This is a genomic window from Weeksella sp. HMSC059D05 (assembly GCF_001809725.1).
GTDB lineage: Bacteria > Bacteroidota > Bacteroidia > Flavobacteriales > Weeksellaceae > Weeksella > Weeksella virosa.
In genome coordinates, this window is the sequence record NZ_KV798550.1 from 17,120 (window position 1) to 39,571 (window position 22,452).

At 36.6% G+C, this 22,452-nt stretch carries 21 protein-coding genes; 12 read left to right on the forward strand and 9 right to left on the reverse strand.

Going from position 1 to position 22,452, the window contains the following annotated elements; translation table 11 throughout:
• Positions 1–18: 18 nt before the first annotated feature.
• Complete coding sequence (nadE, locus tag HMPREF2660_RS09645; protein WP_070486961.1) at positions 19–810, reverse strand: NAD(+) synthase; 792 nt, start codon at positions 808–810, stop codon at positions 19–21.
• A 99-nt stretch (positions 811–909) separates the two neighbouring features.
• On the opposite strand from nadE, the gene HMPREF2660_RS09650 reads away from it, so the two are divergent.
• From HMPREF2660_RS09650 to HMPREF2660_RS09670, 5 genes are all read left to right on the forward strand, one after another.
• Positions 910–1,284, forward strand: coding sequence for a hypothetical protein (locus HMPREF2660_RS09650; RefSeq protein ID WP_070486963.1), 375 nt, complete (start codon positions 910–912; stop codon positions 1,282–1,284).
• Between the two features lie 62 nt (positions 1,285–1,346).
• The gene (locus HMPREF2660_RS09655; protein WP_070486964.1) at positions 1,347–2,393 is read left to right on the forward strand and encodes a gliding motility lipoprotein GldB; all 1,047 of its coding nucleotides are present in this window, start codon (positions 1,347–1,349) and stop codon (positions 2,391–2,393) included.
• A 26-nt stretch (positions 2,394–2,419) separates the two neighbouring features.
• Positions 2,420–2,746, forward strand: a complete 327-nt coding sequence (gene gldC / locus HMPREF2660_RS09660) for a gliding motility protein GldC (RefSeq protein WP_013598383.1) — start codon at positions 2,420–2,422, stop codon at positions 2,744–2,746.
• 99 nt (positions 2,747–2,845) lie between these two features.
• A complete protein-coding gene (tsaB, locus tag HMPREF2660_RS09665; RefSeq protein ID WP_070486966.1) occupies positions 2,846–3,514 on the forward strand; it encodes a tRNA (adenosine(37)-N6)-threonylcarbamoyltransferase complex dimerization subunit type 1 TsaB in 669 nt (222 codons plus the stop codon).
• Between the two features lie 18 nt (positions 3,515–3,532).
• Positions 3,533–3,922 carry a DUF423 domain-containing protein gene (locus tag HMPREF2660_RS09670; RefSeq protein ID WP_013598385.1) on the forward strand — a complete coding sequence of 130 codons (390 nt, stop codon included), beginning with the start codon at positions 3,533–3,535 and terminating at the stop codon, positions 3,920–3,922.
• 61 nt (positions 3,923–3,983) lie between these two features.
• On the opposite strand, the gene HMPREF2660_RS09675 is transcribed toward HMPREF2660_RS09670, so the two are convergent.
• Both HMPREF2660_RS09675 and HMPREF2660_RS09680 read right to left on the reverse strand, forming a co-directional pair.
• Positions 3,984–4,484 carry a hypothetical protein gene (locus HMPREF2660_RS09675; RefSeq protein ID WP_013598386.1) on the reverse strand — a complete coding sequence of 167 codons (501 nt, stop codon included), beginning with the start codon at positions 4,482–4,484 and terminating at the stop codon, positions 3,984–3,986.
• 144 nt (positions 4,485–4,628) lie between these two features.
• Complete coding sequence (locus HMPREF2660_RS09680) at positions 4,629–5,291, reverse strand: YceI family protein (RefSeq protein WP_013598387.1); 663 nt, start codon at positions 5,289–5,291, stop codon at positions 4,629–4,631.
• A 121-nt stretch (positions 5,292–5,412) separates the two neighbouring features.
• On the opposite strand from HMPREF2660_RS09680, the gene HMPREF2660_RS09685 reads away from it, so the two are divergent.
• Positions 5,413–6,405 carry an ABC transporter ATP-binding protein gene (locus HMPREF2660_RS09685; protein ID WP_255356448.1) on the forward strand — a complete coding sequence of 331 codons (993 nt, stop codon included), beginning with the start codon at positions 5,413–5,415 and terminating at the stop codon, positions 6,403–6,405.
• A gap of 41 nt (positions 6,406–6,446) precedes the next feature.
• Here HMPREF2660_RS09685 and HMPREF2660_RS09690 read toward each other — a convergent pair whose 3' ends face one another.
• The 4 genes from HMPREF2660_RS09690 to HMPREF2660_RS09705 form a co-directional block, all read right to left on the reverse strand.
• Positions 6,447–7,361 (reverse strand): T9SS type A sorting domain-containing protein, encoded by a 915-nt coding sequence (locus HMPREF2660_RS09690; RefSeq protein WP_070486969.1) that lies wholly within the window; start codon positions 7,359–7,361, stop codon positions 6,447–6,449.
• Between the two features lie 85 nt (positions 7,362–7,446).
• Complete coding sequence (locus HMPREF2660_RS09695; protein ID WP_013598390.1) at positions 7,447–8,217, reverse strand: alpha/beta fold hydrolase; 771 nt, start codon at positions 8,215–8,217, stop codon at positions 7,447–7,449.
• 4 nt (positions 8,218–8,221) lie between these two features.
• Positions 8,222–8,962 (reverse strand): pyridoxine 5'-phosphate synthase, encoded by a 741-nt coding sequence (locus HMPREF2660_RS09700; protein ID WP_013598391.1) that lies wholly within the window; start codon positions 8,960–8,962, stop codon positions 8,222–8,224.
• Positions 8,959–10,239 (reverse strand): mechanosensitive ion channel family protein, encoded by a 1,281-nt coding sequence (locus HMPREF2660_RS09705; RefSeq protein WP_070486970.1) that lies wholly within the window; start codon positions 10,237–10,239, stop codon positions 8,959–8,961. Before HMPREF2660_RS09705 ends, HMPREF2660_RS09700 begins: the two co-directional genes overlap by 4 nt.
• Before the next feature lie 68 nt (positions 10,240–10,307).
• On the opposite strand from HMPREF2660_RS09705, the gene HMPREF2660_RS09710 reads away from it, so the two are divergent.
• The 4 genes from HMPREF2660_RS09710 (at position 10,308) to infB (ending at position 15,599) form a co-directional block, all read left to right on the forward strand.
• Positions 10,308–10,802 carry a DUF456 domain-containing protein gene (locus tag HMPREF2660_RS09710; RefSeq protein ID WP_013598393.1) on the forward strand — a complete coding sequence of 165 codons (495 nt, stop codon included), beginning with the start codon at positions 10,308–10,310 and terminating at the stop codon, positions 10,800–10,802.
• 105 nt (positions 10,803–10,907) lie between these two features.
• Positions 10,908–11,375 (forward strand): ribosome assembly cofactor RimP, encoded by a 468-nt coding sequence (gene rimP, locus HMPREF2660_RS09715; protein WP_013598394.1) that lies wholly within the window; start codon positions 10,908–10,910, stop codon positions 11,373–11,375.
• Positions 11,376–11,392: 17 nt separating this feature from the next.
• Positions 11,393–12,628 carry a transcription termination factor NusA gene (gene nusA / locus HMPREF2660_RS09720; protein WP_013598395.1) on the forward strand — a complete coding sequence of 412 codons (1,236 nt, stop codon included), beginning with the start codon at positions 11,393–11,395 and terminating at the stop codon, positions 12,626–12,628.
• 61 nt (positions 12,629–12,689) lie between these two features.
• On the forward strand, positions 12,690–15,599 hold the full coding sequence (infB, locus tag HMPREF2660_RS09725) for a translation initiation factor IF-2 (protein ID WP_070486971.1): 2,910 nt from the start codon (positions 12,690–12,692) through the stop codon (positions 15,597–15,599).
• 151 nt (positions 15,600–15,750) lie between these two features.
• On the opposite strand, the gene glyA is transcribed toward infB, so the two are convergent.
• Positions 15,751–17,022: a serine hydroxymethyltransferase gene (glyA, locus tag HMPREF2660_RS09730; protein ID WP_070486973.1), complete on the reverse strand. Its 1,272-nt coding sequence runs from the start codon at positions 17,020–17,022 to the stop codon at positions 15,751–15,753.
• Positions 17,023–17,167: 145 nt separating this feature from the next.
• On the opposite strand from glyA, the gene HMPREF2660_RS09735 reads away from it, so the two are divergent.
• Both HMPREF2660_RS09735 and HMPREF2660_RS09740 read left to right on the forward strand, forming a co-directional pair.
• On the forward strand, positions 17,168–18,220 hold the full coding sequence (locus HMPREF2660_RS09735; protein ID WP_070486975.1) for an anhydro-N-acetylmuramic acid kinase: 1,053 nt from the start codon (positions 17,168–17,170) through the stop codon (positions 18,218–18,220).
• Positions 18,221–18,322: 102 nt separating this feature from the next.
• Positions 18,323–19,549, forward strand: a complete 1,227-nt coding sequence (locus tag HMPREF2660_RS09740) for a bifunctional folylpolyglutamate synthase/dihydrofolate synthase (protein WP_070486976.1) — start codon at positions 18,323–18,325, stop codon at positions 19,547–19,549.
• Positions 19,550–19,810: 261 nt separating this feature from the next.
• Here the strand turns inward: HMPREF2660_RS09740 and clpB are convergent, their stop codons facing one another.
• Complete coding sequence (clpB, locus tag HMPREF2660_RS09745) at positions 19,811–22,420, reverse strand: ATP-dependent chaperone ClpB (RefSeq protein ID WP_070486978.1); 2,610 nt, start codon at positions 22,418–22,420, stop codon at positions 19,811–19,813.
• Between the last annotated feature and the right edge of the window lie 32 nt (positions 22,421–22,452).

A 22,452-nucleotide genomic window follows, 5' to 3' on the forward strand; every position in this document is an offset into this window, starting at 1 on the left:
AAAAAAGGATTGTTGAGACTAGCTCAACAATTCTTTTGGTATTTTTGCAATTGGGATTGGTTGAATTTTGTGCTGATTGATTCGGTTGAGTCGACTATAAATTTCGAAAACCTCTTTTTCTCTGCCAGTAAAATCATCTGCTTTTTTCGCTAAATCATGCATTTTCATTGCCCATTCTAATTCATCATAATTAGCCCCCAGTTGATCTTCATCAGAACGATCATCGCCAAAAAGCCCATCGGTAGGTTTTGCAATCCTAATGCTCTCATCAATACCTAGGAAAGCAGCAATTTCATACACTTGTGACTTTAGTAAATCGGCAATCGGACTCACATCTACACCGCCATCACCATATTTTGTGAAAAATCCAACTCCGAAATCTTCTATTTTGTTACCCGTTCCTGCTACCAAATATCTGTTTAGACCAGCAAAATAATACAAAGTAGTCATGCGTAATCTTGCACGCGTATTGGCTAAGGTTAACGTTAATTGAGGATGATTTTCGTCTTGTGGAACCGCAGAACGAAATTCATCGAAAGTAGTAGTGAGATCTACCTTGAGAGAAGAAATTATATCAAATTTTTCTTTCAACCATTCGATATGGATGCTGGCCCGTTGAACTTGCGACTCTTCTTGATGGATAGGCATTTCTAGGCAGAGAAGTGGATAGCCAGTCATGGCACACAGTGTAGAAGTTACTGCAGAGTCTATCCCACCAGAAATACCAATTATATAACCTTCTTGATGAGAATTCTCTAAATAGGTTCTGAGCCAATCCACTAAATAATCGACTACTTTAGCAGCTTGCATAGTTTATCTTTTTTTCAAAGATAATCAAAAAGGGACCTTTTTATAGTTCGATATCATAAAAAAAGACTTATGTTTATCTCTAAAAAATAATCACTAACAATGAGGATATTCATTTTTTCAATCTTATTTATCGGTTTTTTAGTTGGATGTAAAGAAGCCAAAACAGTGGCAGTGGAGGAGCCTAGGACGGAAATAGAAACAACAACACAAATAACAACGTCTTCTACAGAAGTTGCCCTAAATCCTGAGCATGGACAACCGAACCACCGTTGCGATATTCCGGTAGGAGCACCTTTGGATATTCCGGTACAAAATACAAATACATCGACAACACCTCAATACAACCCCAACAATCCGTTTGCACCCAATTCTTCTGTAACCGTAGAGCCAGAAGGTGATACACGGATAAATCCTCCCCATGGTGAAGATGGTCATTTGTGCGAATATCCTGTCGGAGCAAGGATTCCTTTATAATTTTATGCAAATCTTTTTCCTACCAAGAAATGTCTTATTTTTGTAACTACAAGTAAAAGAAAATGGGACGAATAGTAGCAATTGGTTTTCTATGTTTGCTTCTTTTGGGATGCAAAAAAAATAATGTTAATCGTTGGAATATCACGCCTGATCATAAAGTTGAGGTAGTGATTCACGATATTAGCAAAAACTTTTTCAATGTTGAAATTCCTTTATCAACGTTAAAAGCAGATTACCCTTTTTTCTTCGATAATTCATCTGACTCTATTTGGGAAGCCCAACGCAGAGACCCAAAAGAGCTCTCGATTTATCACAAAAGTTTAGAAGCTTTTGGAGGTTTGCCAGAATTTGGTCGAGAAATCAATCCCTTATTCTCTCGTTATTTGCATTACTTCCCTCAAACGAAAGCTCCAACTGTTTTTGTATACTCATCAGGGTTGCAGGGTGTTTACGAGCCCGTAATATACAGTGAAGAAGCGCAAAAAATGTTTGTAGCAATGGATGGCTTTTTGGGTGAGAAAAGTCCACTATATGATAGTATAAAAGTATATTCTTATCTCCGCACTTCTATGGATAGAGGACATGTTCGTGCGCAAATTGTTCGTGCAATAGGAGAAAATATTGTACCATTCGATCCGAAAAAACAGACTTTTTTAGATCTAATGCTGTATGAAGGGAAAAAACTAATTTTGGCAGATGCACTGATTCCTGACGAAGCCGATGAATTCAAGATCGGTTATACACCTCAAGAAATTGAGTGGAGTATACAAAATGAAGGAAATATTTGGAATTTTTTTGTAGAACAAAACTTTGTTTTCAAGAATGATAAAACCTTGTATGATCGTTTCCTACAAGTAAGCCCTTTTTCGAAATTCAACAACGAGATAGAGCAAGAATCTCCTGGGAGGATTGGTGCTTGGATTGGCTGGCAGATTTTGAGAAAATACCTCCGCGAAAATCCTTCGATTACACTTCCCGAATTGATCAATGATATGGATAGTGAGAAAATTTTCAGACAATCAAAATACAAGCCTTCTAAAACAGAAGTTCAATCCTATCGAACCGAAAAAAAAGAAGGAGTTGATGAATTATACCATTACGCAGAATAGTAAATAAAATTATAAATAGAGAAATTATGAAGAAAACAAATATTAATATCGAAATAGAATTAGACGAGAATCACATCCCAGAACAAATGCATTGGACAGCGAAAGATGGAGGTATATCCAATGAAGAAACCAAGGCTGTTTTTTTGTCGGTTTGGGATGATAAAGCAAAAGAAGCTTTGCGTATTGATTTGTGGACAAAAGATATGACACAAGACGATATGAAACGTTTTTTTCACCAGATTTTTATTTCAATGGCAACTTCGTATGAGCGGGCTACTAGCGATCAAGATGTTTCGAACGCTATCATAGAATTTGCAGAAAATTATGCACATTTATCAAAAATAAAGGGATAATCCTTGAAGAAAATTATTGCAGTTTCAAACTCTCAAAGCAATTTATTTTTGTGAGAGTTTTGGAATTGCTTTATACTACATAAAAACCAAACTTGTAGAATGGCTTTATTATTACAGATAGAAACCTCTACCAAGAACTGCTCGGTTGCCTTATCCAAAGACGGGCATACGATTGCTTCGATCGATGAAAATAGTGACGGATATGTGCATGGCGAAAAATTGCATCAATTTATTCAATGGGCGATAGAAGGAACGCCATATTCATTGCAAGAGATAGATGGAGTATGTGTATCGAAAGGGCCCGGTTCTTACACAGGATTACGAATAGGAGTTTCGGCAGCAAAAGGTCTTGCTTTTTCGTTAGGAGTTCCGTTGATATCGATAAATTCTTTACAAGTTTTGGCCAATGCATTTCAGGGGGCAGATTGTGATCTTATAATTCCGATGATTGATGCTCGCCGTATGGAGGTTTACACCGCAATCTTTTCTTCAGATGCAAAAGCACTTACTCCTACAGAAGCCAAAATAATCGACGAAGACTCTTTTCGAGATCTATCCAATAAAAAACTTTTGCTAATAGGCGATGGAGCTATGAAAACAAAAGAGATATTACAGACTCTTAATGCAGACTTTGTGGAGGCTTTTCCAACAGCAAAAGCAATGAGTAAAATGGCTGTAGAAAAATTCAATCGTCAAGAGTTTGAAGATGTTGCATATTTTGAACCTTTTTATTTGAAGGATTTCGTAGCAGGTAAAAAGAAAGAATAAAACTAAAATAGAACAAAAATGAAACAAATTGTGTTGTTTATTGCCGCTGTTTATGGTCTGTCTTCGGTGATTTTGGGTGCCTTTGGTGCGCATGCCTTCAAGAAGTTGTTAACAGACGAGAAGCTAGCAAGCTTCGAGGTAGGAGTGAAATATCAAATGTATCACGCCTTAGCAATTTTAGCGGTTGGCCTATATTTCCAGATGAATTCTGGCTTGGAGAAAACAATCGTATGGTCGTGGATAGCCGGTACTTTTATTTTTTCGGTTAGTATTTATTTGCTGTCATTTGCAGATTATTGGGGAGTGAATTTAAGGTGGCTAGGACCGATAACCCCCTTGGGTGGTTTATTTATGATGATTGGTTGGGCAACTTTATGTTGGTATTTTCTGAAAGTAAAAACCGCATAAAATTTACATAAAAAAAATTCCACTAAGAATTTCTCTTAGCGGAATTTTTTATCAATATTAATTAAAAAAAATCATCATCTTCAAAATCAAAATCCTCGAACAGTGTTTGGATGACAAATTTCACGTCATCGTTTGTTTGCCCGGTATAATCTTGTACATAGCCCGTCCAGTTTAAAGATAAAATTCCTTGATTATTTTTGCTGAAAACTAGTTCATTCTTCACCGTTTCATATTCATCTTCCGAAGCATTGAGTGAAGTGTAATAAACCTCGTGTATTTCCCCATCTTCATCCTCAACCTCTTCAAAGCCAAAAGGAATTTCTACTTTTTTTCCGTTTAGTTGCTCGGCAGTGCTTACATTAATCGGAAAATCATCAATGAAGAGAGATAGTTGAGCAAAGTCGTTTTGCAAAGAATCGCCTTCTACATGTTCTAGATCATCGTTGGTATGAATCTCGATTAATAAACAAGTTTTATTGCCCTGATAGACAACTTTACAAAGGTTTTTGTTGATGTGGTAAACAAAAGTTTCTTCTGGATGGAAGACTTTGATGGTGTTCATGAGTTATTCTGAATAGTTTTATTGGTACGAATATAATTAAGACTTTGAAATTTTCATAACCTAAAACATGATTTTTATAAAAGAAAATAAAAAAGGCCGAAATTCTATATTTCGACCTTTCAATTATAAGTAATTGACAAAAAATTATTTCACTTGTGTCGCAACAATATCTGCTTGTAAAATCACTTCATCTTTGATGATTGATCCAGCACCACCTGTGAAAGTAATTCCGAAGTCTTGACGGTTGATTGCAAACTCTTCTGATTTGATTGTTACCTTATCTCCATCTACAGTAACATTCGCACGGAAAGTGATGTTTTTTGGAGTACCACGGAAATCCAAGTTTCCAGAAATCTCAGTATTGAAATCACCCTCTGTCAAAGGTTTAACGGTTGTAATCTCGAACGTTGCATTCGGGAATTTTTCTACATCTAAAAAATCAGCAGACTTCAAGTGGCCATCTAATTTTGCTTTGTCTTCTGGACTATCATTTAAATCGGTTGACTCGAATGTGTTGAAATCTGCAATAAATTTACCTGATTCTAGAACTCCATCCTTCATGTGAACCTCTCCCGAAGAAAGTTTTACAAAACCAACATGTCCTTCTTCTGGCTTGTTTATATCTTCGAATCTTTTTCCTCCTTTCCAGTTGATAGAACTTTCAGCATCTACCATATAATTTACCGAACCTTCAGTAGCTAATGCTGTTTCAGTTGGCTCATTTGCATCCACGGTTTCGGTTTTTCCTCCGCAAGATGTTAAGGCAAAAATTGATAGTAACGAGAAACTTAAAATTACTTTTTTCATAGATTTAAATAAATTTTATAAATTCCTTGCAAATTTACAATTATTAATTGTAAATATGTTTGATTTAAGTCAATATATTTATAATTATACTATATGACCGAATCAATAATCCAAAAAAATAGTGTCAAACTCGCTTATGTTAATCGTAGAGTCTCTATCCTATCAGTATCAAGAATCTGAAAAATTTTTTCTAAAAAATATAAACTTTCGTGTAGAGAAAGGTGAAACTTTAGCGATAATCGGAGAAAGTGGTAGTGGAAAATCGACATTAATCCGATTGATTTATGGTTTGCTGGATTATAACCATAAAATGCAAAAAATAGAATGGAATGGGGTATTACTCAAAGGGCCAAGCTACAATTTGATTCCCGGGCACTCAATGATGAAATATGTTGCTCAAGATTTTGATTTGATTGATTTTGTATCGGTAGGAGAAAATGTAGGGTACTATATCTCTAATTTCGATTTACCAAAAAAACATCAAATTATAGATCAAGCTTTGGAGGCTGTAGAAATGCAAGCCTATAAAGCAGTACACCCCAAGTATCTTAGCGGAGGTCAACGACAACGTGTCGCCATTGCGAGAGCTTTAGCTTTGCGTCCAGAATTGTTGCTACTCGATGAGCCTTTTTCCAATATCGATCAACACCTGAAAATAAAAATCAGAGAACGGATTTATGCTTTTTGCAAAGAACACAAAATGAGTCTTATTTTTACCACACATGATTTGAGTGATGCTTTCTATTCATCGGACCAGATTTTGGTTCTGAAAGACGGACAAATAGAACAAATAGGAGCAGTGAAGAATGTTCGTAACTTTCCGAAATCTGCTTATGTTGCTCAGCTTTTCGGGTATGTGGCGCTTATCCCAAAAGAAAAAGCTGCTGCGCTGATGATTGATGCAGAAAACGATTTGGTGATATATCCCGAAGAGGTGGTTTTGGATGATGCGAGCGATATATACGGAACCGTAACCAAGGTACATTATCAGGGTCGGGATTATATTTGTACAATGGAAGTTGATGAGGTAGAGATTTTGTTTTATTCTGAAACCGAAATTCTACCCAATCAATATTTACCAATCAAAATCATCAATTATCGAACGATTGAATGAGGTTTTTTGATAAAAAAAAGCGACAAATCGTCGCTTTAAATTTATTTTTTGATGAATTTTTTTGAGTAAGATTTTCCCTTTTCGGTTTCGATCTTTATCAGATAAACTCCTTTGCTGAGCTGTTGAACGAACACCTTTTTTTGGGTCGTTTCGAGGATTTTTTTACCCGACAGCTCATAAATAGTAATTGATTTTATTTGCTCTTGGTTCGGCAAATCAATCAAAAATTCTTTTTCAACAGGATTTGGATAGAGTTTAAAAACTGCTGTTTTTGTATCAGAAGTAGAAAGTTTTTCTTCGTTGATTTTTATCAAATCATAATACGCATCACCACCAAAGTTGTCATGAACCATATTGAGCCCGACAATTTGTGTTTTGGAAAAGTTCTCTCCAGTGAAAATTAAACTATCATCTACCCAGTATTTTATAGTTTCTGGATCTATCTCTACACGCACCGAATACCATTTTTTTGGAGTCCAGCTAAAATTACTAATTCGGGTAGAGCGATAATCTTCTGTGGTATACACATATGCGGTACCATTGTTATCGAAAGCCAAACCGAATACAGCGACATACTCATCGTCTTTTATACCAAAGCCTGTAAATTTGAAATTAGACTTATTGCCCTCGGTAGGATAAACTTTATAAGAAATACTGAATCCATCGGTGAAATCATAAGGCGTATCAAATGTTTTGGTTGCTCCGAAAATCGGAAACCATTGAAAACCATATGCATCATCAAAACCATTTTTCAGTGCGTACTCACCATCGAATGCTAATTCATTACTAATGAGTTGATTGTTTATAGGTGTCCCGTCAGAATCAGTTACCTGCCATCCGTTTTGGTTGTGGAGGTTACCAAGTGTAAAACCTTCAGAGGACTCGAATGAAATGGTTTCTTGAGCGAAAATGTAGTTGGCTATAATGCAAAAAGCGATTGCGTAAATTTTCTTCATATACAAAAGTGTATTGATAAAAAACTTCTTTCACATTGTTTTTACCCGACAAAAAGGAAAGAAGTTGTATGGTTAGTATTTTAGATTATTTTAGTAAAAAAGTTAGTGTTTTTTGCATAAACTCTTTGGGGTTTTCGGCGTGTAACCAATGTCCAGCATTCGAAACATAATCAATCTCAGCGTGCGGAAATCTTTTTCGAATAATAAAATCATCTTCCGGTAAAATGTAATCGGATTTTTCGCCCCCTAAAAATAAGGTTGGCCCGTTAAATTCACCATCTGATAAATCTTTTCCTACCAAATTATTGTATTCGCGATACAAAGCGGGTAAGTTGAAACGAAAGGCATAGCCGTTCCCGTTATGGTAAACATTCTTCAAAAGGAATTGTCGAATACTCATTTCTGGTATATATGTTTTTAGCATTTCGTCGACATCTTGTCGAGTTTTTGCCTTAGAGAAATCTACCGAGTTGAGTGCTTTGAAAATCATGTTGTGATGCGGAGGATAAGCTTTCGGAGACATGTCGGCAACAATTAGTTTGTTGATTTTTGTTGCATAATTCATGGCCATATCGATTGCCAAACGTCCACCAAGTGAGTGCCCCAAAAGATGCACTTTTTCTATGTTATAATGAGCCATATAGGTAAGCAGGTCTTGTATCATGGCATCATAACTCATATCGGTCGAATGAAAACTTCTTCCGTGGTTTCTAAGGTCTATTAGATGCGTTGTATAGTATTTTGCATATTCTTTGCCAAGGGTGTTCCAGTTGTCTAATTGTCCGAAAAGTCCATGAATTATGAGTAGATGCTCTGGATGTTCTCCTATAATTCTACTGTTTAATATTTGCTCCATTTTTTTATTCTTTTTTGGTCGTTAATTGAGCTATTTCTATTTTTCTTAGATAACATTGTACTGTGTTTTCTAAGCCCATATATAAAGCTTCAGAAATCAAGGCATGCCCTATAGAAACTTCTTCGATTTGTGGTATTTGTTCTATAAAATATTGGATATTGTCCAAGCTCAAATCATGACCAGCATTTACTGCTAATCCGTTTTTTATGGCAAGAAGTGCAGTTTCTCTGTAAGGGTGGATACAATCTAAATTACCTTTTGCGTACTCCGTAGCAAATTCTTCGGTATACAATTCTATACGATCTGTACCTGTTTTGGCTGCGCTATCGATAAGTTTTGGGTTGGGGTCTAAAAAAATAGAGGTTCGGATACCTGCTTTTTTCAAGACGTCTATCACTTCAGATAAATAATCAAAATGTTTTATCGTATCCCAGCCAGCATTAGAGGTTATCGCATCTTCAGCGTCTGGTACAAGCGTCACTTGTTCGGGTTTCACTTGCAGAACCAGATCCATAAACCTATCAATTGGTTTTCCTTCTATATTAAACTCTGTGGTGATAATTGGTTGCAGATCCAAAACATCTTGGTAGCGAATATGTCGTTCGTCTGGTCTTGGATGGACAGTAATTCCTTGTCCACCAAATTGTTGAATTTTTATAGCTGCTTCCACAACATTCGGCATGTTTCCGCCACGAGCATTACGAATCGTGGCTATTTTATTGATGTTTACACTTAATTTTGTCATGATGAAAGATTATTTTTTATATCGCCAAGCGTAATCGATTGCATTACTTCTAAATGAAATTTTCTGCATGCAGTGAGTAAATGATCAAATATATCGGCTTGGATATTTTCAAACTCTAAATTATCAGATGATTTTGCAAAACAATTGATCTCAAGCGGCATTCCGTGAGGGGTAACCGGTAATTGTTTCACTACAATAGGGTCGATTTGCGAAATGTTTGGGTTGTTGCGTAAATAATGTTCTACATATGCTCGAAAAACACCTATATTGGTTAATTGTCGGCCATTAATATCGATTTCGGTATGAGGAATAGCAATATTGTGTTGGCTGATTTGATTTCTTTTTTCGATTATAAAGTCTTTGATCAGATGAATTTTTTCAAACTCAGCAAGCATTTCCTCTTTGCAAAACTTAAAAGAATTGACATTGAAAGCAATAGAACGCTGGATTTTTCTGGTGCCAGAATTCATCATGGGCATATGATTTATCACCTGAGATAAGACCAAATCAGACGTAGGTACGGTAACAATTGATTTGTCGAACTTCTCAATTTTTACCAAGTTTATATTGATTTCTCGTACAATTCCATCAACTTTTCCCTTGTCAATCGTAATCCAATCACCTTCTTTTACCGAGCGAGAATATGAAATTTGCAAACCTGACACAAAGCCCAAAATCGCATCGCGAAAAATCAAAATTACCGCCGCAGTCATCGCCCCGAGAATGGTAATAATGGTCTTGGTTTCTACTGTAAAAAGAATCATGATACCCGAAATAATAGCAAAAAACGTAATGAACATTTTTATTAATTGCCCGAAAGTTCTTATCCCAACGGTGGTATAGCTATTTTCTTGACGATAAACGTCGGTTACGGTGTTGATAATCCGAAAGATGATTTGAGTAAAAAGGATTACAAAACACAACTTGATTACCTTCTCGCTAAAGTTGAAGAACGTAACTTGTTTTTCGAACAGAAGCATATTAAAATTAAAAGCTAAACTCAACGGAATTGTATACAAAACTGTAATAATAACCTTGTTGCGCATAAGAGCAGAGAGCCAAACGGTTTCTGTTTTGGATACGATTTTGTTCAATAACGGGATCACCGCTAGCTTCAGTAAATAAGCTACCAGGAAAAGAAGAGCAACTAAGAAAAAAACACGTAAGAAAGTGATCAGACTCACCGAAAAGTCTACCCGAAAATGTTCCGTAAAAAACAATTCTACCGCCTCTGTAAATTCTTGATAAAAAGATTTTTGATACAACAAATACTTCATATATTCGTCAAGTTACTTTTGGTAAAGTTACAAAGTGCTAAGTTAATACGAAATTATTTATCCAAATTATGGACGATTCAGTACTCAATATCATCAGTGGTATTTTGCTTTTTGTAGGACTGCTAGGGACAGTTTTACCAGTTTTGCCCGGCGCACCCTTAGCCCTGATTGGATTGTTGGTTTTCAAGTTTAGTGCAGATAGTACATTTGGATGGGGATTGCTAATAGTGGCAGGCCTTTTTGTTCTGATTGGTGCACTACTCGATTATCTTTTACCCATCTATATGACCAAAAAAATGGGTGGTTCTAGATATGGCATATATGGATCAATTGTTGGTCTGGTTGCAGGATTATTTTTTCCGCCGTTTGGTTTCCTAATCGGTCCTTTTTTAGGAGCTTTCTTTGGGGAGCTTCTGTACAATATGCAAGATCAGAAAAGAGCTTTTAGAGCTGCTGTAGCTACTTTTATAGGATTTTTATTAACAACTGGCTACGATATTATTCTAACGCTAATTTTTATTGCAATCTATATCTTAGATATTACCAATGTCTATAGTTTTTAGTTTTTTTAAAAAAGTTTATATAATATAAAAAAGTTGTATATTTGCATTTATATTGAGTGAATCTAAAAGGAGGAGGGCTATATTAAGCTCTCTTTTTCGTTGTATATGGATATAGCAAAAGTAAAACGATTGATAGACGAGGCGATAGAAGAAAATCCGACTCTTTTTTTAGTAGATTGGAAGGTAACGCCCGACAATAAAATTTTCATTTTAGCCGATGGAGATCAAGGTTTGCCAATCGAAGAAATCGTACGGATTAGCCGACATGTAGAGCATAATCTAAACCGTGAAGAATGCGATTTTGCATTAGAGGTTTCCTCGCCTGGTTTGTCTACTCCATTATCAATGCCACGTCAATATAAAAAAAATATTGGTCGTCAAATCTCTATAACTCTCATAGATGGTAAGGTTCTTGAGGGGGAGATTGTAGAAGCCAATGAAGAAGCTGTAGAATTGTTTTGGGAAACGAGAGAGCCCAAGCCTGTAGGTAAAGGAAAAATAACCGTAGAACATCAAGAAGAGTTTCACTACGATACGATACAAAAAGCCGTAATCGTAGTAAACTTTCAATAAAATAAGAGCAATACAGAATGGATAATCTTGCATTAATTGAATCGTTTGGCGATTTTAAAGATGATAAAAACATCGATCGTATCACCCTTATGGCTATCATAGAAGAGGCTTTGCAAGTGGTGTTGAGAAAAAAATATGGATCGGATGATAATTTTGATATTATTGTAAATCCAGACAAAGGAGATTTAGAAATCTGGCACAATAGAATTGTAGTAGAAGATGGTTTCTCTGAAGATGATAGTGCAGAAATCGAATTATCAGAAGCTCGAAAAATTGAGCCCGACTTCGAGATTGGGGAAGAGGTGTCAGAACTTATTCCTATCGAGAACCTAGGTCGACGTGCTATCCTAACTTTGCGTCAGACTTTATCGGCCAAAATAATGGAGCATGATAACGCTAATTTATATGATAAATTCAAAGAATTAGAAGGTGAAATTGTTTCGGGAGAAGTTCATCATATTCGTCATAAGCATATTATTATTATGGATGACGAACAAAATGAAATGATTCTTCCTAAGGAAAATCAGATTCCATCAGACTTTTTCAGAAAAGGAGAAACCGTTCGTGCAATTGTTGATGAGGTGGTATTACGAGGAGCAAAACCTCAAATCGTTTTGTCTAGAACCGCACCGAAATTCTTAGAAAAATTATTCGAACAAGAGATTCCAGAAATTTTCGACGGTTTGATTACTATCAAGAAAGTTGTTCGTATCCCAGGAGAAAAAGCCAAAGTAGCTGTAGAGTCATACGATGACCGTATCGATCCAGTAGGAGCATGCGTGGGGATGAAAGGGTCGAGAATTCACTCAATTGTTCGCGAATTGCGTAACGAGAACATCGATGTAATTAACTACACTACAAACCTTAACTTGTATATAGCACGCGCATTGAGTCCAGCAAAAATCTCTAGCGCAGAAATTGATGAAGAAAACCATAAGATATTGGTTCACGTTAAGCCCGAAGAAGTTTCTAAAGCAATTGGGAAAGGTGGGTATAATGTGAAATTAGCCTCTCGTTTACTAGACATGGAGATCGATATATTCCGTGAAGGTATACAAGATGAAGATGTAGAGCTTACCGAGTTTTCAGACGAGATTGATCAGTGGGTAATCGAAGCTTTCAAAGCGATAGGATTAGACACAGCGAAGTCTGTACTCGAGCAAGATGTTAACGATTTAATTAAGAGAACTGACTTAGAAGAGGAAACCATCGAAGATGTGATTCGTATTCTAAAAGAAGAGTTTGAAGATTAGACAATAAGATTTTAAATAAAGATTTGTACATTTGCAAACGAAAAAAACAGACAGCTTTAATATGCCGGAAACAATTAGATTAAGTAAAGTATTAAAAGAATTGAATATCTCAATAGATCGTGCCATCGACTTTTTGGGAGAGAAAGGGATTTCTGTAGAGAAAAATCCCAATACCAAATTAGAGATGCCGGCCTACGATATTTTGGTCAATGAATTCCGGTCGGATGCAAAACAAAAAGCAGCATCCGAAGAAGTTGTCTTGAATAAAATTGCCGATAAAAAACTGGTAGAAAAAAAACCTGTAGCCAAGCCTGTCGCTAAAGCAGAAACCCCTAAAACGGGAAAAATCGCTACAAATAAAGTTGAGCTTTCTGGGCCAAAAGCAGTAGGGAAAATAGATTTGGATGCACTTCAGGTGAAAAAGCCAAAAACTGAGGAGACACCAAAAACAGAAGAAACACCGAAAGCAAAAGAAGAGGTTGTAGAAGAAAAACCAACCGCTAAAGTGGTGAGTGAAACTGTCGAGTTGCCTCAACCAAAAGTTATCAAAACGATTGATTTGGAACAATTCGAACCGAAATCTTCTAAGAAAAAAGAAGAACCTGCACCAGTGAAGAAAACAAAAGCAGAAGAACCGAAAAAAGAAGAAAAAAAGGTTGTGGAAGAAAAACCAAAAAAAGAAGAACCGAAAGTTCAGCAGGAAGTGCAAGAAACAACTGCAGCAGAAAGCCCAAAAACCGATAAAATTAAAACCGTTTATACGAAATTAGATGGTCCAAGTTTTACGGGACAGAAAATTGATTTATCGCAATTTGACCGTGAAAAGAGAAAAGACGATAAAAAAGGTGACACAAATAGTCGTCAGAAAAGAAAGCGAATCCGAAAAGGAGTAAGACCAGAAGATGTTAAAGCGACAGATAATAAAACTTCTGGAAATAGTAATAGCAATCGCACCAATCAAAATCGTACCAATCAAAACAATACTAACCGCGACAGTCGTCAGGCAGGTGGAAGTCGTTCGAATAACAGACGAAACGATAGAAACCGTGCACCACAAGTAGAGTTAAGCGAGGAAGAAGTTAAAAAACAAATTAAAGACACGCTCGATAAACTTACTAATAAAAGTAAAGGCTCACGAGGGGCAAAACATAGAAGAGATAAACGTAAAGAACGTCGTGAGCTTGCAGAACAACATGAAGAAGCAATGGCAACAGACAAGTCACTTCATGTAACCGAATTTGTAACGGTAAATGAATTGGCGTCGCTTATGGATGTTGCAGTAACAGAAGTTATTGCTGCCTGCATGTCTTTAGGAATCATGGTAACTATGAATCAGCGTTTAGAAGCTGATACCATACAATTAGTGGCAGATGATTTTGGTTTCGATGTAATCTTCACTACAGCAGAAGAAGAACTAAATCTCGAAGAAGAGATTGAAGACAATGAGGAAGACTTAGTAACTCGTGCTCCGATTGTAACGGTAATGGGACACGTAGACCATGGTAAAACTTCATTACTAGATTATGTTCGTAAGACCAATGTAATTGCAGGTGAATCTGGAGGTATTACTCAGCACATTGGAGCATATAATGTAAAGCTTAGTAACGGTAAACGTGTTACTTTCTTAGACACACCGGGTCACGAGGCCTTCACAGCCATGCGTGCACGTGGTGCTCAGGTAACCGATATTGCAATTATTGTAATTGCCGCAGATGATCAGGTGATGCCGCAAACGAAAGAAGCAATTTCGCATGCACAAGCTGCGGGAGTTCCGATTGTTTTCGCTATCAATAAAGTAGATAAACCTACAGCCAACCCCGAGAAAGTAAAAGAGCAATTGGCACAAATGAACTTATTGGTCGAAGATTGGGGAGGTAGCTTCCAATCCCAAGAAATCTCTGCAAAACAAGGGATCGGGATGGATGACTTATTAGAAAAAGTATTGCTAGAGGCAGAAATATTAGAACTTAAAGCAAACCCGAACCGTTTAGCATCAGGAACTGTAGTAGAAGCTTCCTTAGACAAAGGACGAGGCTATGTTACTACAATTCTAGTACAAACAGGTACATTGCGTGTTGGTGATTATATTTTAGCAGGTTACGATCACGGAAAAGTGAGAGCAATGCTCGATGAACGAGGACGTCCTGTTAAAGAAGCAGGCCCTTCTACACCAGTAACTATACTTGGTTTGTCCGGAGCACCGACCGCAGGTGATAAGTTTAGAGTTTATGAAGATGAGCGCGAAGCTAAACAAATCGCAAGCCGTAGAGAACAGCTACAAAGAGAGCTTGCTATCCGTACGCAAAAACGTGTTACTTTAGGAGATATCGGTAGACGAATTGCCTTGGGTGGATTCCAGCAATTAAATGTAATTCTTAAAGGTGATGTGGATGGATCTGTAGAAGCACTAACAGACTCATTGCAGAAACTTTCGACGGAAGAAATCGAAGTTAACATTATCTTAAAAGGAGTAGGGCAAATTACCGAATCGGATATTATGTTGGCAAGTGCATCAGATGCAATTATCATTGGTTTCAATGTTCGGCCAGCTGTTACTGCTCGTGAAATTGCTGATAGAGAAGAAATAGAAATTAGAACATATTCAATCATCTACGACGCAATTAACGATGTGAAAGAGGCAATGGAGGGAATGCTTTCTCCAGAACTAAAAGAACAAATTACCGGTAACGTAGAAGTTCGCGAGACTTTTAAAGTAACTAAAGTAGGAACTATTGCAGGATGTATGGTGTTGGATGGAAAAATCTATCGTACATCTAAAATTAGAGTTATCCGAGACGGTGTTGTAATCCATGAAGGAGAGTTAGCTTCACTGAAACGTTTCAAAGATGATGTGAAAGAAGTTTCGAAAGGATACGAGTGTGGTTTGAATATCAAGAATTTTAACGATATAGTGATCGGAGATATTATCGAAGCGTACGAAACCGTAGAAGTGAAAAAGAAATTGAAATAATCAATTGGTAGTATATAAATTAATAAAAAAGACATTGCAATTGCAATGTCTTTTTTTTAGCAAATCGCATACTCCATAATCAGAGTATATTGGCAGCACAAAAAAATCTCGAAGTCGAAACCCCGAGATTTTCTCTGTATCGTAACATCAATTATAATTTAAACAAAGGACGATCACTCATAAATTTGTTCACTTTATCAGCAATTACTTCTATTTTATCCTCGTCGTCCATATTCATCAAAACATCATCTATAAAACCAGCAACAACTTCCATGTCCCCCTCTTTTAGTCCTCTTGTTGTAATCGCAGCAGTGCCTAAACGGATACCCGATGTTATGAAGGGTGATTTGTCATCAAACGGAACCATATTTTTGTTGCACGTAATTTCTGCTTTTACCAAAGCATTTTCGGCTTGTTTACCAGTGATATTTTTATTGCGTAAGTCAATCAGCATACAGTGGTTGTCTGTTCCGTCAGAAACAATGTGATAATCACGTTTGAGTAATGCTTCTGCCAAAGCTTTTGCATTTTTTACTACTTGTACCACATAATCCATATATTCATCCGACAAGGCCTCTTCAAAAGCTACTGCTTTGGCAGCAATTACATGTTCTAGCGGCCCCCCTTGTGTACCAGGGAAAACAGCAGAATTCAAGATCTGAGACATCATTTTTATTTCTCCTTTAGGAGTTTTTTCACCCCATGGATTTTCGAAGTCTTTCCCCATAAGAATTACTCCACCACGAGGTCCTCGTAGGGTTTTGTGTGTTGTTGTAGTTACAATATGGCAATGCGGCATTGGATCATTCAAAATCCCACGAGCAATTAACCCAGCCGGATGCGATATATCTGCCAAAAGTAAGGCGCCAACTTCATCTGCTGCTTCTCTAAATTTTGCATAATCGATATCTCGAGAATAAGCAGAAGCACCACAAATAATTAATTTTGGTTTATGTTCTCGAGCCTTTTCTAACATTGCATCATAATCGATTCTTCCGGTTTCTTTATCAACTCCATAAAATGCTGTTTGATAATTTATACCCGAAAAATTCACCGGGGAACCATGCGTCAAGTGTCCACCGTGCGATAAATCAAAGCCAAGAATTTTATCTCCAGGTTTCAAACATGCTAAATATACCGCAGCATTGGCTTGCGAACCAGAGTGCGGTTGAACGTTTGCATAAGCTGCGTTGAAAAGTTTTTTTATACGATCAATCGCCAATTGCTCTATTTGGTCCACCACTTCGCATCCTCCATAATATCGCTTACCGGGATAACCTTCTGCATATTTATTGGTAAGCACAGAGCCCATTGCTCTCATCACATTGTCCGAAACAAAATTTTCAGAAGCGATAAGTTCGAGTCCATTTAATTGTCTTTCTTTTTCTTCTTCGATCAAATCGAAAATAATATCTTTTGCCATGTTTGTGTTTGTAAATTTTCTCAAATATAATAAACTTTCGATGGAAAAAGATGGTTGCAGGTAGAAATATAATCAACGCTTTTGTAAGTTTTTTGTAGGAGGAAATACCAAAAAGATTGAAAAGAAATATTTGTAAATTTATTCGATGAAAAAGAAGGTTTTTGGGATTGGTCTAATGTCGGGTACTTCGTTAGACGGTTTGGATGTTTGCTATGTTCGATTTGATGATTATAAAACATTCGAGATTTTGTATGTACAAACAATTCTTTATGAGCAAGAAATGCAAGAACAACTAAAAAAGTGCAAGAACTTTTCTGCCGAAGATTTGCAGGCTTTTGATGTTGTTTACGGCTACTTTTTGGGAAATAAAATAAAGGAATTTATTCAGTTTCACGCTATCGAAGAGTTGGATTTTGTTGCCTCGCATGGGCACACAGTGTTTCATCAACCCAATAGAAATTTTACCCTACAGATTGGTCACGGTGCTGCTATAAAATCTATTCTCGATTGTCCGGTCGTATGCGATTTCCGCTCACAAGATGTAATTTTAGGTGGTCAAGGTGCACCTTTAGTGCCTTTCGGTGATATGAATTTATTTTCAGAATATGATGCTTGCCTCAACTTAGGTGGATTTTCGAATATCTCTTTTCAGAAAAATCAACAACGAGTTGCTTTCGATATTTCGCCCTTCAATACAGTTCTCAATTATTTTGCACAGCAATTGAATTACAATTTCGATGAAAATGGTCGTTTAGCCTCAACAGGTAAAATAGAACCGTCTATGTTATCAGAGCTCAATCAATTAGCCTATTATCAACAAACCTATCCAAAGTCCTTAGGCTACGAAAATCTTATTGCTTGGTATTTCCCAATCTTCGAGCGATATGCATTATCTGTTCCCGATTTTTTGCATACTTTTTCGGTTCACGTAGCAGAACAAATTGTACATATAACCCAAGAAAACTCTTTCTCTAGTGTATTGTTGACAGGAGGTGGAGCTTTGAATACTTTTTTTGTTGAGTTGTTACAAACTTCATCGTCTACTAATTTTATCTTACCAGAAAAAAAGATAATCGATTACAAAGAAGCGTTGATTTTTGCATATTTAGGTTGGATGAAATTAGAAGGGAAAGTGAATTGCTTGTCGAGCGTAACAGGAGCAAATATTGATCATTCGAGTGGTTTAATTTACTCTTGATCCTCCTCTGATACTAGAAAACATAAAGGCTTGTTTTCGTATATTTGTACGATGAAAAGAACAATAAAAATCGAATAAATAACTACAAAACCTTGTACTATAATGAAAAGAACCTATACCGAAGCTGTAGAATGGTTGTTTGCTAATTTACCAATGTTTCAACGTGTTGGGCAGTCTGCTTATAAGAAAGATCTAGGCAATATACGAACGCTTTGTTTAGCGTTGAATAACCCTCAAGAGAATTATAAAATAATTCATGTTGCAGGAACAAATGGTAAAGGAAGTACATGTCATATGTTGGCGTCTGTGTTGCAAGAATCAGGGTACAAGGTAGGACTTACGACTTCTCCTCATTTGAAAGATTTTCGAGAAAGAATTCGTGTCAACGGAGAAATATGCACCGAGCAATTTGTGGTAGATTTTATCGAACAAAATGAAGAGCTTATTACATCAATCAATGCTTCTTTTTTTGAGATTGCTATAGCGATGGCTTTTACTTATTTTGCACAAGAAAATGTAGATATTGCAGTGATAGAAACTGGTTTAGGAGGACGGTTAGACTCTACCAATATCGTTCAACCAATTTTATCTGTCATTACCAATATTGGTTTGGATCATACGCAATTCTTGGGGAGTACTTTGGCAAAAATTGCGGCAGAAAAAGCAGGGATTATTAAACCCAATACTCCTGTTGTAATCGGAGAATACGAGCCAGAAACGAAACCAATATTCGTTGAATTTGCCCAAAGAAACAATGCAGAAATTATCTTTGCACAAGAGCAAAAAGCACACGATTTTCAATCAGATTTGAAAGGAATTTATCAGCAAAAAAATATTCAGACCGTGGTAACTGTTTTTAATCAACTCAAGAAATTGGGTATTTCGGTATCAGATAGTGCGCTGGAAAGAGGCTTGTTGCATGTAAGAGAAAATACACATTTGCGTGGGCGCTGGGATGTTCTACAACTAAAAAATCCCATGATTGTTGCCGATACTGCCCATAATCCTCATGGCCTGAAAGAAGTTACTAAGCAACTACAGCAAACAAACTATAGTTCGTTACATTTGGTTATGGGTTTTGTGAGTGATAAAGATGTGAAAGAAATTTTACATTTTTTCCCTGCAAATGCTCAGTATTATTTTTCTCAACCCGATGTGCCCAGAAAACTACACATAGAAGAGCTAAAAAAAATTGTCCCCAAAAACTTATCAGCAAATTATTATCAAACTATTGCAGAAGCGCTGCAAGCAGCTAAAGAAAAAGCCAATGCAAAGGATCTTATATACATTGGTGGGAGTACGTTTGTTGTTGCCGAAGTAATCGATTAATAAACAAAGCTTGTTTTTTTCAAGTCTGATCTCTATTGTGCTTTGAGCCGAATTTCATACCTTTTTTTAGATCGTTAATTACACAAAACATTCAACAATCTTTTATGTCAAAATGGATTGTACTGTAGAAAACCTACATTTCTGTAGTGTTGCATGAGTAGAAACATTATAAAGTTTGCAATGACATCTAGAAAAAATAAAAACCCGTTAACCAAAGTTAACGGGTTCTAACCAACTAAAAATAAACTATGAAAAAGAAACTTATTTATTGGTTCTAAAAACCAGCTTATTATCTCCCTGTTTTTCTTCGAAGTAATCAATCAATACCGCATCATTATCTTTTATTTCTCCTTTTAAGATTTCTTTCGATAATTCGTTGAGAACATCTTGTTGGATAACTCTTTTTAGAGGACGTGCACCAAACTGAGGATTATATCCTTTTTGCGCTAAATACGCAGTTGCTTCTGGTGTAATGTCTATGGTTATATCTCGCTGAACGAGCTTTCTAGCTACGCTGTCCATGTATAAGCCAACAATTCCACTGATTTGATTTTCGCTTAGTGGTTTGAATAGGATGATTTCATCTATACGATTCAAGAATTCTGGTCGGAAACCTTGTTTCAACTCTTCAAAAACTACCTCTTTAGTTTCTTGATAAACAGTCGAAGCATTTTCGTCTGTAATATTTTCGAAACGCTCGAGAATCGTATGCGCACCAAAATTCGATGTCATGATGATAATTGTGTTTTTGAAGTTGATATAACGACCTTTATTATCGGTTAATCTTCCATCATCCAAGACTTGAAGTAAGATATTAAACACATCGGGATGTGCTTTTTCCATTTCATCCAACAAGATAACAGAGTACGGACGTCTACGTACGGCCTCGGTCAATTGTCCTCCTTCATCATACCCAACATATCCTGGAGGTGCACCTACCAAACGAGAAACCGAATGTCTTTCTTGGTACTCTGACATATCAATTCGGGTCATGGCATTTTCGTCATCAAACAGATATTCTGCCAAAGCTTTGGCTAATTCGGTTTTTCCAACTCCTGTTGATCCTAAGAATAAGAAAGATCCGATTGGTTTACCTTCGTCGCTTAATCCTGCTCTAGATCGACGAATTGCGTCGGCTACTGCTTCTATTGCTTCATCTTGTCCTATTACACGTTTGTGCAAATCAGCTTCTAGATGTAGTAATTTTTCTCGTTCACTTTGCATCATTTTTTGTGCAGGAACACCAGTCCATTTCGAAACTACTTCTGCAATATCATCTGCATCTACATATTCTTTTACCAGTTTATTGCTTTTATCTTTCGATAAGTTTTCTTCGGCTTGAGCCAAACGAACTTCTGCATTTTTTAGATCTTCGAATTGGATTTTAGATGCTTTGGCATAATCATATTCGCGTTTTGCACGTTCCATTTGGATTTTCAAGTCATCAATCTCTTTACGAATATTTTGTGCAGCGTCTGCTTTATCTTTTTCGTCTTGCCATTTAGCGTTTAATTGAGCTCTTTCGTCTTGCAAATTGCTCAATTCTTCTTTTAGCAAGTTGAGTTTTCGTTCGTCATTTTCTTTTTTTATAGCTTCAATCTCAATTTCTAGTTGGATGATTTTTCGGTCTAATTTATCCAGTTCTTCTGGTTTAGAATTCATTTCCATTCGAAGTTTAGAAGCTGCTTCATCCATCAAATCAATCGCTTTATCGGGTAAGAAACGATCAGTAATATAACGAGTAGATAGTTTTACTGCCGCAATAATCGCTTCGTCTTTGATGGCAATTTTGTGATGTTGTTCATATTTTTCTTTAATGCCTCGTAGGATAGAAATTGCAGACTCTTCATCGGGTTCATCTACCAAAACTTTCTGGAAGCGTCTTTCGAGTGCTTTATCTTTCTCGAAATATTTTTGGTATTCGTTGAGGGTTGTCGCACCAATAGCTCTTAACTCTCCACGGGCAAGAGCAGGTTTCAGGATGTTAGCAGCATCCATTGCACCTTCACCGCCACCGGCACCAACCAATGTGTGAATCTCATCAATAAAAAGAATGATTTCTCCATCAGAAGAGGATACTTCTTTTACAACCGACTTAAGTCGTTCTTCGAATTCACCTTTGTATTTTGCACCGGCAACTAAAGCTCCCATATCTAACGAGAAAATATGTTTGTTGAGTAAGTTTTCGGGTACATCGCCATCGACAATTCTGTGAGCAATTCCCTCAGCAATTGCAGTTTTACCAACACCTGGTTCACCAATAAGAATAGGGTTGTTTTTGGTTCTACGAGACAAAATCTGCAACACTCGGCGTATTTCTTCATCACGACCAATCACAGGATCCATTTTTCCTTCTTTGGCTAATTCGGTTAAGTTTTTTGCGTACTTATTCAGTGCGTTGTACGTTCCTTCTGCGTTTTCTGATGTGATTCTTTCTCCTTTTCTCAATTCTATTGCAATTTTTTTACTGTTATCTAATGTAATTCCTTGATCTTTTAATAATTGACTCGTTGTCGAAATGTTTTCTAATAGAGCAAAAAGTAAATGTTCTACCGAGATATAATCATCGTTCATTTCTTTAGCAATATTTTGTGCGTTAATCAAAATCTGATTACTCTGATTAGATAAATGCATTCCCTGTACACCTTCTACACGAGGAAATTTTTTTATTTCTTCGTAGAGTAATTCGGTGATTCGAGTTACGTTGGCACTTTGTTTCTCGAGAATATAAGTAATAACATTCTCGTCTACATCAAGCATCCCTGCTAATAAATGTGCAGGTTCAATGGCTTGATTTTTATTTTGAGCAGCCAATTGTTGGGCGCTTTGTATTGCCTCCCTAGCTTTTATAGTAAATTGATTAAAATCCATAAGTAAAATGTTTTTGTGTTTTGTTGTTTGTT

Bases quoted from the DNA above. Each gene is read 5' to 3' on its own strand.
- nadE (WP_070486961.1), bottom strand. From the start codon at position 810: ATGCAAGCTGCTAAAGTAGTCGATTATTTAGTGGATTGGCTCAGAACC.
- HMPREF2660_RS09650 (WP_070486963.1), top strand. From the start codon at position 910: ATGAGGATATTCATTTTTTCAATCTTATTTATCGGTTTTTTAGTTGGA.
- HMPREF2660_RS09655 (WP_070486964.1), top strand. From the start codon at position 1,347: ATGGGACGAATAGTAGCAATTGGTTTTCTATGTTTGCTTCTTTTGGGA.
- gldC (WP_013598383.1), top strand. From the start codon at position 2,420: ATGAAGAAAACAAATATTAATATCGAAATAGAATTAGACGAGAATCAC.
- tsaB (WP_070486966.1), top strand. From the start codon at position 2,846: ATGGCTTTATTATTACAGATAGAAACCTCTACCAAGAACTGCTCGGTT.
- HMPREF2660_RS09670 (WP_013598385.1), top strand. From the start codon at position 3,533: ATGAAACAAATTGTGTTGTTTATTGCCGCTGTTTATGGTCTGTCTTCG.
- HMPREF2660_RS09675 (WP_013598386.1), bottom strand. From the start codon at position 4,484: ATGAACACCATCAAAGTCTTCCATCCAGAAGAAACTTTTGTTTACCAC.
- HMPREF2660_RS09680 (WP_013598387.1), bottom strand. From the start codon at position 5,291: ATGAAAAAAGTAATTTTAAGTTTCTCGTTACTATCAATTTTTGCCTTA.
- HMPREF2660_RS09690 (WP_070486969.1), bottom strand. From the start codon at position 7,361: ATGAAGAAAATTTACGCAATCGCTTTTTGCATTATAGCCAACTACATT.
- HMPREF2660_RS09695 (WP_013598390.1), bottom strand. From the start codon at position 8,217: ATGGAGCAAATATTAAACAGTAGAATTATAGGAGAACATCCAGAGCAT.
- HMPREF2660_RS09700 (WP_013598391.1), bottom strand. From the start codon at position 8,962: ATGACAAAATTAAGTGTAAACATCAATAAAATAGCCACGATTCGTAAT.
- HMPREF2660_RS09705 (WP_070486970.1), bottom strand. From the start codon at position 10,239: ATGAAGTATTTGTTGTATCAAAAATCTTTTTATCAAGAATTTACAGAG.
- HMPREF2660_RS09710 (WP_013598393.1), top strand. From the start codon at position 10,308: ATGGACGATTCAGTACTCAATATCATCAGTGGTATTTTGCTTTTTGTA.
- rimP (WP_013598394.1), top strand. From the start codon at position 10,908: ATGGATATAGCAAAAGTAAAACGATTGATAGACGAGGCGATAGAAGAA.
- nusA (WP_013598395.1), top strand. From the start codon at position 11,393: ATGGATAATCTTGCATTAATTGAATCGTTTGGCGATTTTAAAGATGAT.
- infB (WP_070486971.1), top strand. From the start codon at position 12,690: ATGCCGGAAACAATTAGATTAAGTAAAGTATTAAAAGAATTGAATATC.
- glyA (WP_070486973.1), bottom strand. From the start codon at position 17,022: ATGGCAAAAGATATTATTTTCGATTTGATCGAAGAAGAAAAAGAAAGA.
- HMPREF2660_RS09735 (WP_070486975.1), top strand. From the start codon at position 17,168: ATGAAAAAGAAGGTTTTTGGGATTGGTCTAATGTCGGGTACTTCGTTA.
- HMPREF2660_RS09740 (WP_070486976.1), top strand. From the start codon at position 18,323: ATGAAAAGAACCTATACCGAAGCTGTAGAATGGTTGTTTGCTAATTTA.
- clpB (WP_070486978.1), bottom strand. From the start codon at position 22,420: ATGGATTTTAATCAATTTACTATAAAAGCTAGGGAGGCAATACAAAGC.